The following is a 15,387-nucleotide window of genomic DNA, read 5'->3' on the forward strand; positions in this document are numbered from 1 at the left end:
ATGCGTGCCGTACGCCTTCTGCTTACCGAGCCGCGCTGATCAGTACCGACCCTTCCAGACGGTCGGCATCGGCGCGGCGTCCCCTCCTGTGCGAGGGGTTTTTTCGTTTGGGCAGGCAGAGACGGCAGAGACGATCGATGGAGCTTCAGAAATCATGAGCGAGACGAACACCCCGGCCCCCGAGGCGGCCGAGGGGCACCGTTACACGGCTGCCATGGCCGCCGACATCGAGGCACGCTGGCAGGACGTATGGGACGCGCAGGGCACGTACGAGGCCCCGAACCCGACGGGTGACCTGGCCGGTACTGATTCAATTCAGGCGGCCGCGGTGGTCGCACGGCCCAAGAAGTTCATCATGGACATGTTCCCGTACCCGTCCGGCGCGGGGCTGCACGTCGGCCACCCGCTCGGGTACATCGCCACCGATGTCTTCGCCCGCCACCAGCGGATGACCGGGCACAACGTCCTGCACACCCTGGGCTTCGACGCCTTCGGCCTGCCGGCCGAGCAGTACGCGGTGCAGACCGGTACGCACCCGCGCGTGTCGACCGAGGCGAACATCGAGAACATGAAGGTCCAGCTGCGCCGGCTGGGCCTGGGCCACGACAAGCGCCGGTCCTTCGCGACGATCGACCCGGACTACTACAAGTGGACCCAGTGGATCTTCCTGCAGATCTACAACTCCTGGTACGACACGGACGCGCGCAAGGCCCGTCCGATCGCCGAGCTGGTCGCCGACTTCGAGAGCGGCTCCCGTGAGGTGCCCGGAGGCCGCGCCTGGGCGGACCTGACCGCGGGCGAGCGGGCCGACGTACTGAACGAGTACCGGCTGGCGTACTCCTCGGACGCGCCCGTCAACTGGTGCCCCGGGCTGGGCACCGTACTGGCCAACGAGGAGGTCACCTCCGACGGCCGTTCCGAGCGCGGCAACTTCCCGGTCTTCAAGGCCAAGCTGAGCCAGTGGAACATGCGCATCACCGCCTACGCGGACCGGCTGCTGGACGACCTGGACGCGCTGGACTGGCCCGAGGCCATCAAGCTGCAGCAGCGGAACTGGATCGGCCGCAGCGAGGGCGCGCGCGTCGACTTCCCGCTGGGCGACGAGGCGATCACCGTCTTCACCACCCGCCCGGACACCCTGTTCGGCGCCACCTACATGGTGCTGGCGCCCGAGCACCCGCTGGTCGAGAAGTTCATTCCGGCCGCCTGGCCCGAGGGCACCCACGAGGTGTGGACCGGCGGACACGCCACGCCGGCCGACGCCGTCACCGCGTACCGCAAGCAGGCCGCCTCGAAGTCCGACGTCGAGCGTCAGGCCGAGGCCAAGGACAAGACCGGTGTCTTCACCGGTGAGTACGCGGTCAACCCGGTCAGCGGCGAGAAGGTCCCGGTCTTCATCGCCGACTACGTGCTGATGGGCTACGGCACCGGCGCGATCATGGCCGTACCGGCGCACGACGGCCGCGACTTCGAGTTCGCGCGCGCCTTCGAGCTGCCGATGCGCTGCGTCGTGCAGCCGAACGACGGGCGGGGCACCGACCCGGCCGAGTGGGACGACGCCTTCGTCTCCTCCGAGGCGAAGCTGGTCAACTCCGCTGGCGAGGGCATCTCCCTGGACGGCCTGGGCGTCGTCGAGGCCAAGGCCGCCATCACCGACTGGCTGGCCGGGCGCGGCATCGGCGAGGGCACGGTCAACTTCCGGCTGCGCGACTGGCTGTTCAGCCGCCAGCGCTACTGGGGCGAGCCCTTCCCGATCGTCTATGACGAGGACGGCGTCGCCCACCCGCTGCCCGAGTCGATGCTGCCGCTGGAGCTGCCGGAGGTCGAGGACTACTCGCCGCGCACCTTCGAGCCGGACGACGCCACCTCCAAGCCGGAGACCCCGCTGTCCCGCAAGGCGGACTGGGTCGAGGTCGAGCTGGACCTGGGCCGCGGCGAGGGCGTCAAGCGCTACCGGCGCGAGACCAACACCATGCCGAACTGGGCCGGTTCCTGCTGGTACGAGCTGCGCTACCTGGACCCGAACAACTCCGAGGCGCTGGTCGACCCGGCGATCGAGCAGTACTGGATGGGCCCGCGCGAGGGTCAGCCGCACGGCGGTGTCGACCTGTACGTGGGCGGCGCCGAGCACGCGGTGCTGCACCTGCTGTACGCCCGCTTCTGGTCGAAGGTGCTGTTCGACCTGGGTCACGTCTCGTCGGTCGAGCCGTTCCACAAGCTCTACAACCAGGGCATGATCCAGGCGTACGTCTACCGCGACGAGCGCGGCTTCCCGGTGTCGGCCACGGAGGTCGAGGAGCGCGACGGCAAGTTCTACTTCGAGGGCGAGCCGGTCAAGCGCGAGCTGGGCAAGATGGGCAAGTCCCTGAAGAACGCCGTCACGCCCGATGAGATCTGCGAGGAGTACGGCGCGGACACCCTGCGCCTGTACGAGATGGCGATGGGCCCGCTGGACGTCTCGCGCCCGTGGGACACCCGGGCCGTGGTCGGCCAGTACCGGCTGCTGCAGCGTCTGTGGCGCAACATCGTCGACGAGGAGACCGGCCAGGTCACCGTCGTGGACGGGGAGCCCGGCGAGGACACGCTGCGCGCGCTGCACAAGGCCATCGACGGGGCTGGCTCGGACATGGCGGGGCTGCGGTTCAACACGGCCATCGCGAAGATCACCGAGCTGAACAACACCCTGACCAAGGCCGGGCGCCCGCTGGAGCGGCCGGTCGCCGAGGCGCTGGTGCGACTGGTCGCCCCGCTGGCCCCGCACATCGCGGAGGAGCTGTGGCACCGCCTGGGCCACAGCGACACGGTGGTCCACCAGGACTTCCCCGTCGCGGACCCGGCGTACGTCGTGGACGAGAGCGTGACGTGCGTGGTGCAGGTCAAGGGCAAGGTCAAGGCGCGCCTGGAGGTGCCGCCGACGATCTCGGACGCGGAGCTGGAGCAGCTGGCGGTCAGCGATGAGGGCGTGGTCGCGGCCCTGGGCGGTGCGGAGATCCGCAAGGTGATTGTGCGCGCGCCGAAGCTGGTGAACATCGTCATCTGAGTCACCCGCTTGCCATGGGGGACATCCCGTACGGGCAGGTTGGGGGTTCGATTGGAACCCTCAACCTGCCTGTGGCGTTTACGGTGGAGGGGACGGACAAGAGCAGCGGGGACCGGGGAAGGGACACTCATGGAGGCCGCGTTGATCATCTTCGCGCTGATGGTGCTTTTCGCCTTCCTGGGGCTGGGCGTGTACGCCACGGTCAAGGTGGTGAAGGCGGCCAAGCGCGGCGTGGATCGTACGATCACACAGGCCCGCCGGACGGTGGAGGACACCACGCTGCGGGCCAGGAGCCTGGGCCAGGTCGGGGTCGCGGGGGCACTGGCGCAGCTGCGGCTGGACCTGCGGATGTCGATGCGGGCGACACAGCAGGCGCTGTCCGACGGGGTCCGGTCGGATGCCTCGCTGAAGGAGTCCATCGGGCTGTTCCGGCGGCTGAGCGAGCACGGGCAGGAGCTGGACGCAGAGCTGAAGCGGCTGGAGCAGGAGCCGGACCGGCAGAGGATCGCCGAGAGCCTGCCCGACCTGCGCGAGCGCACCGCCAAGATCACGCAGGCGGCGGACTCGCTGCGGTGGGCCGCGCGGGATCGTGCGCGCCGGTTCGCGGCCGACGACCTGTCCACGCTGTCGGAGCAGATCGAGGTCGAGTCCGGGGCGCTGCGGGACTGGTCGCGGGAGTCGGTGGACGACCTGACGGCGGCGGCCGCGGCGTGGGACGCGGCGCAGGCGCAGGGTGCGGCACAGGGCGCTGCGCAGGCGCAGGCGGCGCATGGCCGGGGTGCGGGTTCGGGGCCGGGGCCGGCGGCGCTGAACCGGGCCGCTCCGGCGCCCCAGTACCCCTGGCAGAAGGCACGCCGGCCGGAGAGCACCACCTGATCCGGGGCGTGCGGGGCCGGATGCCGTGACCTGGGTGCCGTAGGCTCTGGCCGCTGCCGGGACCCGGTCAGCGGCCCCGCCGAGGGGCCCAGGCTGCCGTCCCACCCCCACTGGCGGTAACCTCCGGCTCATGTCCCGCCATGTCGCCATCGTCACCGATTCCACGGCCTACCTGCCCCAACCGGCCATGGCGCGGCACGGAATCACCTCCGTCCCGCTCACCGTGGTACTCGGCGGCGAGGCCCTGGAGGAGGGCACCGAGATCTCGGCGCGCAGCCTCGCCCTGGCCCTGCAGAAGCGCCGTTCGGTCACCACCTCGAGGCCCAGCCCGGAGGAGTTCGTCCGGGCGTACCGGGCGGCCGCGGACGCGGGTGCGACCGGCATCGTGAGCCTGCACCTGTCCGCCGAGTTCTCCGGTACCTACGACGCCGCCGTGGTCGCGGCGAGGACCGCGCCCGTGCCCGTCCGTGTCGTGGACACCGGCATGGTCGCGATGGCCCTCGGTTTCTGCGCGCTCGCCGCCGCCGAGGTGGCCGAGGCGGGCGGTTCCGTCGACGAGGCGGTGGCCGCCGCCGAGAAGCGGGCGGCGAACATGTCCGCGTACTTCTACGTCGACACCCTCGACTACCTCCGCCGCGGCGGGCGGATCGGGGCCGCCCAGGCCCTCCTCGGCTCGGCCCTGGCGGTGAAGCCGCTGCTGACCCTGGCCGACGGGCGGATCGAGATGCTGGAGAAGGTGCGTACGGCCTCCAAGGCCATCGCCCGCCTGGAGGAGCTGGCCGTGGAGCGCGCCGGGTCGGGCAGCGTCGATGTGGCGGTTCACCACCTGGCGGCGCCGGAGCGTGCTGAGAAGCTCGCCCAGCGGCTGCGGGAACGCATTCCTGGGCTGGTCGAACTGCACGTCAGCGAGGTCGGTGCGGTGATCGGCGCGCACACCGGGCCGGGGCTGCTGGCGGCGGTCGTCTCGCCGCGCTGAACAGCGGGGCGGAGCCGAGCACGGGGCTGAGCGCCGGGGCGAGCACGGGGCTGAGCGTTGTGTGGATCGCCGTGCGGATCACCGGAACGAGTGGCACGGATATCCACAACGGGGCTGTTGTCCACCGGAATTGAGGGTTCCGAACGGGGGTCGGGATTCGTACCTACCGTCGTGGCATGACTCTTCGAACGCGTACTTCGCCTCCGTCGGGCGCCACCAGCGGCCCGGGCCGACCCCGTCTCTCCGACGGCCGTCTGCGACACCGCCGCGGCCATGGCCTCCGCCGCGGCCACCGGGCCCCTCATGCGGAGCCGGAAGCCGTGCGCCGTCGGGCCGAAGCCCTGCTCGGCGGCAGCAGTCCGCCGCCGCCCCCGCCCGAGGCCGATCCCGGGCCCCCGGCCGAGGAGACCGCCGGGCTGTCTCCCGATGTGGCGCGGAGGCTGGCCCTGCGGGAGCGGCTGCCGGTGTGGTTCCAGGCCCGCTGCGGGGTCGAGCCGCGCACGGTGGCCGCGGCCGGGGTGGTGCTGGTCATCGCGGTCGGCTTCGCCGCGCAGCAGTTCTGGTCGGCCCGGCCGAGGCCGGTGACAGCGCCCGCGGTGATCACCCCGGCGGCGGCGCCGGCTGCGGCCGCGGCGACCGCACCGCCCCTGGCGGGAGGCGCCGCGCGGGTCGTCGTCGACATCGGCGGCAAGGTCCGGGACCCGGGCGTACGGCGGCTGCCTGCGGGTTCGCGGGTCGAGGACGCACTGGCCGCCGCGGGGGGTGTGCGGCCCGGTACGGACACCACCGGACTGAACAGGGCCCGGGTGCTGGTGGACGGCGAGCAGGTGCTCGTGGGAGCCCCTGCGCAGCCTCCGCCGGGCGGGGGAGGGCCGAGTCCGGGCCCGCTCAGCCTCGGCTCGGCCACCGTCGAGCAGCTGGACGGCCTGCCGGGGGTCGGGCCGGTGCTGGCGCAGCACATCGTGGACTTTCGCACCGCCCGCGGGGGCTTCCGCTCCGTGGAGGAGCTCCGGCAGGTCAACGGGATCGGCGAACGGCGCTTCGCCGACCTGCGCACGCTGGTGCGGCCGTGAACCGCCTCGAGGCCGCGGGGCCGGCGGACTCCGCCTGGTGGCGCCGGCCCTGGCCGCCTGGGCGGCGGCCGCCCTCGCCCTGGACGCGCCCGCCGGACCGACCGCCGTCGGGGTGGGCGTGGGCGTGGCCGGAGCGGGGCTGCTGCTCCTGACCGGGTGCCGGAGTCCCGGACCCCGGTGGAGAGCCGCCCCGGCGTTGGCCGCGGCCCTGCTGTGCGCCTGCGCGGGGGCCGGGGTGGCCGGGCTCCAGCGGGCCGAGGCACGGGCCGGGCCCGTGGCGGAACTGGCCCGGGAGCACGCCCGAGTCCTCGCGGAGCTCACCGTCGGTTCCGATCCGCGGGTCACCCGGAGGGGAAGCGGGCCGCCGGTGGTGGTGCTGGACGCGGTGGTGACCGGGGTGACCGGGCCCGACGGGGCGCGGACCCGGGTCGAGACCCCGGTGCGGGTGCTGGCCGGGCACCCCGGATGGGCCCGGCTGCTGCCCTCCACCCGGGTGGCGGTCGTCGCCCGGCTGGCCCCGGCGCGGGAGGGCGAGCGGGCCGCGGCACTGCTGCGGCCGGCCGGTGACACCCCGCCTGCGGTGACCGGCGGCCCGGACACCGCGCAGCGGCTCGCCGGGCGATTGCGGGCCGGGCTGCGCGAGGCCACCGAGGGGCTGACGCCGGATGCCAGGGCCCTGCTGCCGGGGCTGGTCGTCGGGGACACGTCCAGGGTTCCGCCCGATCTGCACGAGGCCTTCAAGGCCACCGACCTGCTGCACCTGCTGGCCGTGTCCGGGTCCAACCTGACCGTGGTCCTGTTCCTGCTCATCGGGCCCCCGGCCCGTGCGCAGCAGGCCGAGCGGCGCGGGCTGGCGCCCCGGCTCGGGCTCTCGCTGCGGGCCACCGCCCTGTGCGGGGCGGCCCTGACGCTGGCGTTCGTGGTGGTGTGCCGGCCGGAGCCGAGCGTGCTGCGGGCCGCGGCCTGCGGGGCGGTCACCCTGCTGGCCCTCGCCACGGGGCGGCGCAGGTCCCTGATCCCGGCGCTGGGCGCCGCCGTTCTGCTGCTGGTCCTCTACGACCCCTGGCTGGCCCGCAGTTACGGATTCCTGCTCTCGGTCCTGGCCACCGGCGCCCTGCTCACCCTCGCGCCCCGGTGGAGCGTGGCCCTGCGCGGGCGCGGGATGCGGCCCCGGTTCGCCGAGGCGCTGGGGGCCGCCGCGGCCGCCCAGGCGGTGTGCGCGCCCGTGGTCGCGGCGCTCTCCGCCCGGGTCAGCCTCGTGGCGGTGCCGTGCAACCTGCTGGCCGAGCTGGCGGCCGGTCCGGCGACGGTGCTCGGCTTCGCGGCGCTCGCCGTGGCCCCGCTGTGGATGTCCGCCGCGCGGGTGCTCGCCTGGTGCGCGGGGGTGCCCGCGGGGTGGATCGCCGCCGTGGCCCGGGCCGGGGCGCGGCTCCCGGGCGCGGAACTGGCCTGGCCGGGCGGGCTCACCGGCGGGCTGCTGCTGGCCGCCGCCACGGTGGCCGTCGTACTGCTCGGCGCCCGGATCGGCAGGCGGCGGTGGGTCTGCTCCGCCCTGGCGGTGCTGCTGCTCCTGGCCGTACTGCGGCCGCCGCAGCTCACCCGTACCCTCACCGGCTGGCCGCCGCCCGACTGGAGCTACGTGCAGTGCGCCGTGGGGCAGGGGGACGCCGCGGTACTGGCCCTCGGCCCGGGCGAGGCCCTGGTGGTGGACGCCGGGCCCGATCCCGCTCCCGTGGATGCCTGCCTGCGTGCCCTGGGCGTGCGCCGGGTGCCGATGCTGGTGCTGACGCACTTTCACGCCGACCACGTGGGAGGCCTGTCCGGAGTGTTGCGGGGCCGGTCGGTGGGTGTGATTCAGACCACCACGCTGGAAGAGCCGCCGGGGCAGGCGCAGTTGGTCCACCGGACCGCGGCCGGCGCGGGCGTACCCGTCGTACGGGCGGTGGCGGGGGAGCGGTGGCGGGCCGGACCGCTCGAGTGGCAGGTGCTCTGGCCGCCGGCGGCCGGGCCGCCGCCCGAGGGTCCCAACGACGCGAGCGTCGCCCTGCTGGTCCGGGGTGCGGGGCTGACCCTGCTCCTGCTCGGCGATCTCGAACCGGCCGCGCAGCAGGCCCTCTTGAGGGACCATCCGCACCTGGGTCCGGTGGATGTCGTCAAGGTCGCGCACCACGGCTCCGCGCACCAGGACCCGGAGCTGTACGCGCGGCTCCGGCCCCGGCTCGCCGTGGTCCCCGTCGGCGCGGCCAATCGTTACGGGCACCCCGCACCCGGTACGCTCGCCCGACTGCGGGAGTCGGGGGCGGCCGTACTGCGCACCGACACCGACGGGTCGATCGCCGTGTCCGGCAGCGGCCCGGAAATGCGGGTGTTTCCGGCCGGCCGGCGGCGGGAGCGTCGCGGGCATCGCGGGGGCGGTCATTCTGTTTGCCCACAACCCGGCAGCATGATCGAATGCGTTTTCGCCAGAACGGTCCAAGTCCACACAGCACGGGGGTGCATCAGCCATGTTCGGACGCCGACGGGGGATGGAGACGGCCGGAAGTTCCAGCCCGCACACATCCGCGACACTGACACTGCCACCGAGGGCGGGTCTGCTCAGCTGCCGGGTTCTCGACACCGTCCACCAGCCGGTCAGGCAGGCCACGTTCGAGGTGACCGACCCGATCGGGCGCCGGATCGTCAGGGGCGAGACCGACCCGTACGGCGGGTTCACGGCGGCCGTGCCGGAGGGCGAGTACCGGCTCTCCGTCACCGCCGAGGGGTACGCGCCGTTCCACGGGGCGACGCTGGTGGGGGACCCGGCGCAGCCCGGCACCGGGGAGATCATCCTCGACGCGGTGGAGCCGCCGCTGCTGCCGCAGCCCGGCCACTGGGAGCTCGACCCGACGCACTCGTCGATCGCCTTCACGGCCCGGCACATCGGCTTCGCGCGGATCGGCGGCCGGTTCAACACCTTCGCCGGCGCGGTACGGATAGCCGACCGCATGGAGGACTCCTCCATGCACGTGATCATCGATGCGGCGAGCATCGACACCGGGGTGCGGCTGCGCGACGACCACCTGAGGTCCGGCGACTTCCTGGACGCCGCCCGGTACCCGACGGTGGAGTTCTACAGCGAACGGTTCATCCACCGCAGCGGCAGCCGCTGGGCCGTCGCGGGCGCCCTGACTCTCCACGGGGCCAGCCGCTCCGTCACCCTGGACACCCAGTACCTGGGGCTGGGCACGGGACTGGAGGGCGAGCCGCGCGCCGCCTGCCGGGCCACCACCGAACTGCACCGCGAGGACTTCACCCTGAACTGGCAGTCGGTGCTGGCGCACGGCATCGCGGCGATCGGTTCGAGCGTGGAAGTGACGCTGGACGTGCAGATCGTCCACAAGGCCTGAGGCGGGCCCTCCTTCTGCGGCCCCTCCTTCTACGGGGCCTCCAGCCAGCCCTCGTACTCGGCGGCGAGGGCGTCCAGCGAGGCGGTGTCGAGCAGCTCCCGCGGGTCCTCGACGACCACCAGCCACTGGGCGTCCTCGGCGTCGTCCTCACCGGCCAGGGCGTCGCGGACCAACTGCGGTTCCTCCGGGAGGCCGAAGCGGTCGAGGGCCTCCTGCGCCACCTCCTCGGCGGCGTCACGGTCGGGCAGGACGAGTACATGTCGCACGTTCACGCGACCATTCTCGAGCATCGGGTCAGGGGGGCCGCGCCGCCGGGGGCTGTCAGTGCGGCATGGGATGCTGGAGCCGATGGCCACCAGGAAGAACTCCACCGACGATCCGCTTGCCCCGCTCACCCTCGCGGTGGGGCAGGAGGACCTGCTGCTCGACCGTGCCGTACGGGAGGTGGTGGCGGCCGCCCGCGCCGCCGACGCCGACACGGACGTCCGCGACCTCGCCTCCGAGCAGCTCCAGCCCGGCACGCTGGCCGAGCTGACGAGCCCTTCGCTCTTCTCCGAGCGCAAGGTCCTGATCGTGCGCAACGCGCAGGACCTGTCCGCCGACTCGGTCAAGGAGGTGAAGGCGTACCTCGACGCGCCCTACGAGGAGATCATCCTCGTCCTCCTCCACGCGGGCGGCGCCAAGGGCAAGGGCCTGCTGGACGCGGCGCGCAAGGCGGGCGCCCGGGAGGTCGCCTGCCCGAAGATGACGAAGCCGGCGGACCGGCTGGCCTTCGTACGGGGCGAATTCCGCACGCTGGGCCGGTCGGCGACCCCGGAGGCGTGCCAGACCCTGGTCGACGCGATCGGCAGCGACCTGCGGGAGCTGGCGAGTGCGGCGGCGCAGCTGTGCGCGGACGTCGAGGGCACCATCGACGAGGCCGTGGTCGGCCGCTACTACACGGGCCGGGCCGAGGCCTCCAGCTTCACGGTCGCCGACCGGGCGGTCGAGGGGCGTGCGGCGGAGGCCCTCGAAGCCCTGCGGTGGTCCCTGTCCACCGGGGTGGCGCCGGTCCTGATCACCAGCGCCCTGGCTCAGGCGGTGCGCGCGATCGGCAAGCTGGCCTCCGCCCCGCGCGGGGCCCGCCCCGGCGACCTCGCCCGGGACCTGGGCATGCCGCCCTGGAAGATCGACCGGGTCCGCCAGCAGATGCGCGGCTGGTCGGCCGACGGCGTCGCTGACGCCCTGCGCGCCGTGGCCGCCGCAGACGCCGGGGTCAAGGGCGGCGGCGACGATCCCGAGTACGCTCTGGAGAAGGCGGTCGTGGCCGTGGCCCGCGCGGCCCGCCCCCAGCGCGGCTAGGCCCTGTCCGGACCTGTCCGGGTAGCACGAAGGCCCCGGCCGCACCCTGGGGAAGGGTGCCGGCCGGGGCCTTCGTCGTATTGCCTTTGTGCGCCGTACCCGCGTGGCGAACGCTTCGTGTACGGCGCGGGGTGCCGGTCAGGAGCGGGAGAGAGGGCCCGCTGGGTCCGTTCCGGCGATCACATCAGAGCTCAGCCCTGCAGGGAGGCAACCTTGGTGGCCAGCGCCGACTTCTTGTTGGCGGCGGCGTTCTTGTGGATGACACCCTTCGAGACAGCCTTGTCGAGCGCACGCGCGGCGGCGCGAGAAGCCACGGTGGCCTTCTCGGCGTCACCGGCGAGGACGGCCTCGCGGGCCTTGCGGATCGCGGTCTTGAGCGAGGACTTGACGGCCTTGTTGCGCAGGCGCGCCTTCTCGTTCGTCTTGTTCCGCTTGATCTGGGACTTGATGTTCGCCACGAAAGAGCCTTTTCAGGTTCAGAGATTTGATCTTCGGATTGTGCCTCGACAGCTGAGAGGGCATACGAGACACAGCTGCCCAGGCTACCAGGCACGCTCCTGGCGGCCCAAACCGAGCGCACTGCTCCGTCCATGGGACCATGGGAGGACTCAGACTTCGTTCCGAGTTCCGACTGCGACCGAGAATCAGGACACTGCGTGCCCGCGATCCCCAGCCACGTGCCCGAGCCGAGCCGTACCGACCCGGCGCTGATCCGCAATTTCTGCATCATCGCGCACATCGACCACGGCAAGTCGACGCTTGCCGACCGGATGCTCCAGCTCACCGGTGTGGTCGACCAGCGGCAGATGCGCGCCCAGTACCTCGACCGCATGGACATCGAGCGTGAGCGCGGCATCACGATCAAGTCCCAGGCCGTCCGACTGCCGTGGTCGCCGACCGTGGGCGAGGGCCAGGGTAAGACCCACATCCTCAACATGATCGACACCCCCGGACACGTCGACTTCACGTACGAGGTCTCGCGCTCCCTCGCCGCGTGCGAGGGCACGGTCCTCCTGGTGGACGCCGCCCAGGGCATCGAGGCACAGACCCTCGCCAACCTGTACCTGGCGATGGAGAAGGACCTCGCGATCGTCCCGGTCCTGAACAAGATCGACCTGCCGGCCGCCCAGCCGGAGAAGTTCGCCGAGGAGCTCGCGAACCTGGTCGGCTGCCAGCCCGAGGACGTGCTGCGCGTCTCGGCGAAGACCGGTCTCGGCGTCGACGCGCTGCTCGACAAGATCGTCGCCACGGTTCCGGCCCCGGTCGGTCCCAAGGACGCCCCGGCCCGCGCGATGATCTTCGACTCGGTCTACGACTCGTACCGCGGCGTGGTCACCTACGTCCGTGTCGTCGACGGCCAGCTCAACAAGCGCGAGCGCATCCGGATGATGTCCACCGGCGCCACGCACGAGCTGCTGGAGATCGGCGTCTCCTCCCCGGAGATGACCCCGGCCGACGGCATCGGCGTCGGCGAGGTGGGCTACATCATCACCGGCGTGAAGGACGTCCGTCAGTCCAAGGTCGGTGACACCATCACCAGCCTGCACAACGGCGCCACCGAGGCGCTCGGCGGCTACAAGGACCCGCGGCCGATGGTCTTCTCGGGCCTGTACCCGCTCGACGGATCGGACTACCCCGACCTGCGCGAGGCCCTCGACAAGCTGCAGCTCAACGACGCCGCGCTCGTATACGAGCCGGAGACCTCGGCGGCGCTCGGCTTCGGCTTCCGCGTCGGCTTCCTCGGCCTGCTCCACCTGGACGTGGTCCGCGAGCGCCTGGAGCGCGAGTTCGGCCTCGACCTGATCGCCACCGCGCCGAACGTGGTCTACCGCGTCGTCATGGAGGACGGCAAGGAAGTCTCCGTCACCAACCCGAGCGAGTTCCCCGAGGGCAAGATCTCGGACGTGTTCGAGCCGGTCGTCCGGGCAACCCTGCTCGCGCCCTCCGAGTTCATCGGCGCGATCATGGAGCTCTGTCAGCAGCGCCGCGGCACCCTCCTCGGGATGGACTACCTCTCCGAGGACCGGGTCGAGATCCGCTACACGCTCCCGCTCGCGGAGATCGTCTTCGACTTCTTCGACCAGCTGAAGTCCAAGACCCGTGGCTACGCCTCCCTCGACTACGAGCCCACCGGCGAGCAGTCCGGCAGCCTGGTCAAGGTCGACATCCTGCTGCACGGCGACAAGGTCGACGCCTTCTCTGCCGTCTGCCACAAGGACGCCGCCTACGCCTACGGCGTGCGCCTGGTCGCCAAGCTGCGCGAGCTCATCCCGCGGCAGGCCTTCGAGATCCCGATCCAGGCGGCCGTCGGCTCCCGTGTGATCGCCCGCGAGACCATCCGCGCCATCCGCAAGGACGTCCTCGCCAAGTGCTACGGCGGTGACATCTCCCGTAAGCGGAAGCTGCTGGAGAAGCAGAAGGAAGGCAAGAAGCGCATGAAGATGGTCGGTTCCGTGGAGGTCCCGCAGGAGGCCTTCATCGCCGTCCTCTCCAGCGACGAGTCCGGCGGCAAGAAGAAGTAGCGCCGCCCGCGACCGCTGCGGAAGCAGGCCCTCACGCTCTGGCGTGGGGGCCTCTTTCGTTATGAACCGGCCGCTTGCGGGCCCTTACGCAGGCGGCGGACGGCCTTTAGTCTGATCACTGCTCGATGGTTACTCGCCAGTCACCTGCTGGCTATGTCTCAAACCCCGCCAGTCCCGAAGCGCCCGCCCAAGCGCCCCACGCCCACGCACTGCCGCGTGGTCCGGTCCGGAGGATGTCGTGAGCGACACACAGACCTTGATCGAGAACCGCCCGCCCACCGTGGCGGCCCTCTTCCTTGAGCGCGTGGCCGCCACGCCTCATGCGGAGGCGTACCGGTACCCGGTGCCCGCGGCCGACGGCCAGGGCCCCGACGACTGGAAGTCGCTCAGCTGGGGCCAGGCGGCCGAGCGGGTCTTCGCCATCGCCGCCGGGCTGGCCGACCTCGGCCTGGGGCCGGAGGAGCGGGTCGCGCTCGCCTCCAACACCCGGGTCGAGTGGATCCTCGCCGACCTCGGCGTGATGTGCGCCGGCGGCGCGGTCACCACGATCTACCCCAGCACGAACGCCGAGGAGTCGGCGTTCATCCTCGCGGACTCCGAGAGCCGGGTGCTCATCGCCGAGGACGGCAAGCAGCTGGCCAAGGCGCGCGAGCGCCGTGCCGACCTGCCGAAACTCGCCCACGTGGTGGTCATGGAGGCCGCGGACGCGGTCGCCGCCGAGGGCGACCCCGAGGGCTGGGTGCTCTCGCTCGCCGATCTGGAGGCGCGCGGCAAGGAGTACCTGGCCAAGCACCCCGAGGCGGTCAAGGAGCGGATCGGGGCCATCACCGCCGATCAGCTCGCCACCCTCATCTACACCTCCGGCACCACCGGCCGCCCCAAGGGCGTCCGGCTGCCGCACGACAACTGGTCGTACATGGCCAAGGCCACCGTCGCCACCGGCATGATCCACTCGGACGACGTCCAGTACCTGTGGCTGCCGCTGGCCCACGTCTTCGGCAAGGTGCTGACCTCCGGCCAGATCGAGGTCGGGCACGTGACCGCCGTCGACGGCCGGATCGACAAGATCATCGAGAACCTGCCGATCGTGCAGCCGACGTACATGGCGGCCGTTCCGCGCATCTTCGAGAAGGTCTACAACGGCGTGGCCGCCAAGGCCCGGGCCGGCGGCGGAGCCAAGTACAAGATCTTCCAGTGGTCGGTCGGCGTCGCCCGCGAGTACGCCAAGGTCACCCAGGACAACTTCCGGCGCACCGGCCAGGCGACCGCCCCGTTCGGCCTCGCCACCAAGCACAAGATCGCCGACGCGCTCGTCTACTCCAAGCTCCGCGAGGCCTTCGGCGGCAAGCTGCGCGCCGCCGTCTCAGGCGCCTCCGCCCTGGCGCCCGACATCGGCTACTTCTTCTCCGGCGCCGGCATCCACATCCTCGAGGGCTACGGCCTCACCGAGTCGAGCGCGGCCTCCTTCGTCAACCCGGGCGAGGCCTACCGCACCGGCACCGTCGGCAAGCCGCTCCCCGGCACCGAGGTCCGCATCGCCGAGGACGGCGAGGTGCTGCTGCGCGGTCCCGGCATCATGCAGGGCTACCACGGGCAGCCGGAGAAGACCGCCGAGGTGCTGGAGTCCGACGGCTGGCTGCACACGGGAGACATCGGCGAGCTGTCGCCCGACGGCTACCTGCGCATCACGGACCGCAAGAAGGACCTGATCAAGACCTCGAACGGCAAGTACGTCGCCCCGGCCGAGATCGAGGGCCGGTTCAAGGCGATCTGCCCGTACGTGTCGACCATCGTCGTGCACGGCGCCGACCGGAACTTCTGCACCGCCCTGATCGCGCTCGACGAGCCGTCCATCCTCACGTGGGCGGCCGAGAACGGGCTGGAGGGCAAGACGTACGCGCAGGTGCTGGCCGCGCCGGAGACCGCCCGGCTGATCGAGACGTACGTCCAGACCCTGAACGAGGGCCTGCAGAAGTGGCAGACGGTCAAGAAGTTCCGGCTGCTGCCGCGCGACCTGGACGTCGAGCACGGTGATCTGACGCCCAGCCTCAAGCTGAAGCGCCCGGTCGTCGAGCGTGAGTTCAAGCACCTGATCGACGAGATGTACGAGGGCGCGCGCGAGGCGTAGCCCGAGGCGTAGCCCGAGGCGTGAAACGACCATGGGGCAGTGCGG

At 72.0% G+C, this 15,387-nt stretch carries 10 protein-coding genes and 1 pseudogene; 9 read left to right on the top strand and 2 right to left on the bottom strand.

Annotated features, from left to right (window positions below; translation table 11 throughout):
* The first annotated feature begins 154 nt into the window (after positions 1 to 154).
* From leuS to JIW86_RS26575, 6 genes and pseudogenes are all read left to right on the top strand, one after another.
* Entirely contained in the window at positions 155 to 3,040 is a 2,886-nt protein-coding gene (gene leuS, locus JIW86_RS26550; RefSeq protein WP_257556358.1) for a leucine--tRNA ligase, read from the top strand.
* A gap of 129 nt (positions 3,041 to 3,169) precedes the next feature.
* Positions 3,170 to 3,916 (top strand): hypothetical protein, encoded by a 747-nt coding sequence (locus tag JIW86_RS26555; protein WP_257556360.1) that lies wholly within the window; start codon positions 3,170 to 3,172, stop codon positions 3,914 to 3,916.
* A gap of 130 nt (positions 3,917 to 4,046) precedes the next feature.
* Positions 4,047 to 4,892, top strand: a complete 846-nt coding sequence (locus JIW86_RS26560) for a DegV family protein (RefSeq protein WP_215141878.1) — start codon at positions 4,047 to 4,049, stop codon at positions 4,890 to 4,892.
* 176 nt (positions 4,893 to 5,068) lie between these two features.
* Positions 5,069 to 5,965, top strand: coding sequence for a ComEA family DNA-binding protein (locus tag JIW86_RS26565; RefSeq protein ID WP_257556361.1), 897 nt, complete (start codon positions 5,069 to 5,071; stop codon positions 5,963 to 5,965).
* Positions 5,958 to 8,333: pseudogene (locus tag JIW86_RS26570) on the top strand (ComEC/Rec2 family competence protein); the annotation flags it as partial. The gene JIW86_RS26565 and the pseudogene JIW86_RS26570, both read left to right, overlap by 8 nt.
* Before the next feature lie 136 nt (positions 8,334 to 8,469).
* The gene (locus JIW86_RS26575; protein ID WP_406367114.1) at positions 8,470 to 9,351 is read left to right on the top strand and encodes a YceI family protein; all 882 of its coding nucleotides are present in this window, start codon (positions 8,470 to 8,472) and stop codon (positions 9,349 to 9,351) included.
* 29 nt (positions 9,352 to 9,380) lie between these two features.
* Here the strand turns inward: JIW86_RS26575 and JIW86_RS26580 are convergent, their stop codons facing one another.
* Positions 9,381 to 9,641, bottom strand: a complete 261-nt coding sequence (locus JIW86_RS26580; RefSeq protein WP_257556362.1) for a hypothetical protein — start codon at positions 9,639 to 9,641, stop codon at positions 9,381 to 9,383.
* A 58-nt stretch (positions 9,642 to 9,699) separates the two neighbouring features.
* Here JIW86_RS26580 and holA point away from each other — a divergent pair, with 58 nt between their 5' ends.
* Positions 9,700 to 10,692, top strand: a complete 993-nt coding sequence (gene holA, locus JIW86_RS26585) for a DNA polymerase III subunit delta (RefSeq protein WP_257556363.1) — start codon at positions 9,700 to 9,702, stop codon at positions 10,690 to 10,692.
* A gap of 191 nt (positions 10,693 to 10,883) precedes the next feature.
* Here holA and rpsT read toward each other — a convergent pair whose 3' ends face one another.
* On the bottom strand, positions 10,884 to 11,150 hold the full coding sequence (gene rpsT / locus JIW86_RS26590; RefSeq protein ID WP_215141886.1) for a 30S ribosomal protein S20: 267 nt from the start codon (positions 11,148 to 11,150) through the stop codon (positions 10,884 to 10,886).
* A gap of 198 nt (positions 11,151 to 11,348) precedes the next feature.
* Between rpsT and lepA the strand changes: the two genes are divergently transcribed.
* Together lepA and JIW86_RS26600 are read left to right on the top strand one after the other, a co-directional pair.
* Positions 11,349 to 13,214 (top strand): translation elongation factor 4, encoded by a 1,866-nt coding sequence (gene lepA / locus JIW86_RS26595; RefSeq protein ID WP_257556364.1) that lies wholly within the window; start codon positions 11,349 to 11,351, stop codon positions 13,212 to 13,214.
* Positions 13,215 to 13,452: 238 nt separating this feature from the next.
* Positions 13,453 to 15,342: an AMP-dependent synthetase/ligase gene (locus tag JIW86_RS26600; RefSeq protein WP_257556365.1), complete on the top strand. Its 1,890-nt coding sequence runs from the start codon at positions 13,453 to 13,455 to the stop codon at positions 15,340 to 15,342.
* The last annotated feature ends 45 nt before the right edge of the window (positions 15,343 to 15,387 follow it).

This window comes from Streptomyces sp. NBC_00162, assembly GCF_024611995.1.
Lineage (GTDB): Bacteria > Actinomycetota > Actinomycetes > Streptomycetales > Streptomycetaceae > Streptomyces.

Excerpts from the sequence above, each read along its gene's own strand:
- leuS (WP_257556358.1), top strand. The coding sequence starts at position 155 with ATGAGCGAGACGAACACCCCGGCCCCCGAGGCGGCCGAGGGGCACCGT.
- JIW86_RS26555 (WP_257556360.1), top strand. The coding sequence starts at position 3,170 with ATGGAGGCCGCGTTGATCATCTTCGCGCTGATGGTGCTTTTCGCCTTC.
- JIW86_RS26560 (WP_215141878.1), top strand. The coding sequence starts at position 4,047 with ATGTCCCGCCATGTCGCCATCGTCACCGATTCCACGGCCTACCTGCCC.
- JIW86_RS26565 (WP_257556361.1), top strand. The coding sequence starts at position 5,069 with ATGACTCTTCGAACGCGTACTTCGCCTCCGTCGGGCGCCACCAGCGGC.
- JIW86_RS26575 (WP_406367114.1), top strand. The coding sequence starts at position 8,470 with ATGTTCGGACGCCGACGGGGGATGGAGACGGCCGGAAGTTCCAGCCCG.
- JIW86_RS26580 (WP_257556362.1), bottom strand. The coding sequence starts at position 9,641 with ATGCTCGAGAATGGTCGCGTGAACGTGCGACATGTACTCGTCCTGCCC.
- holA (WP_257556363.1), top strand. The coding sequence starts at position 9,700 with ATGGCCACCAGGAAGAACTCCACCGACGATCCGCTTGCCCCGCTCACC.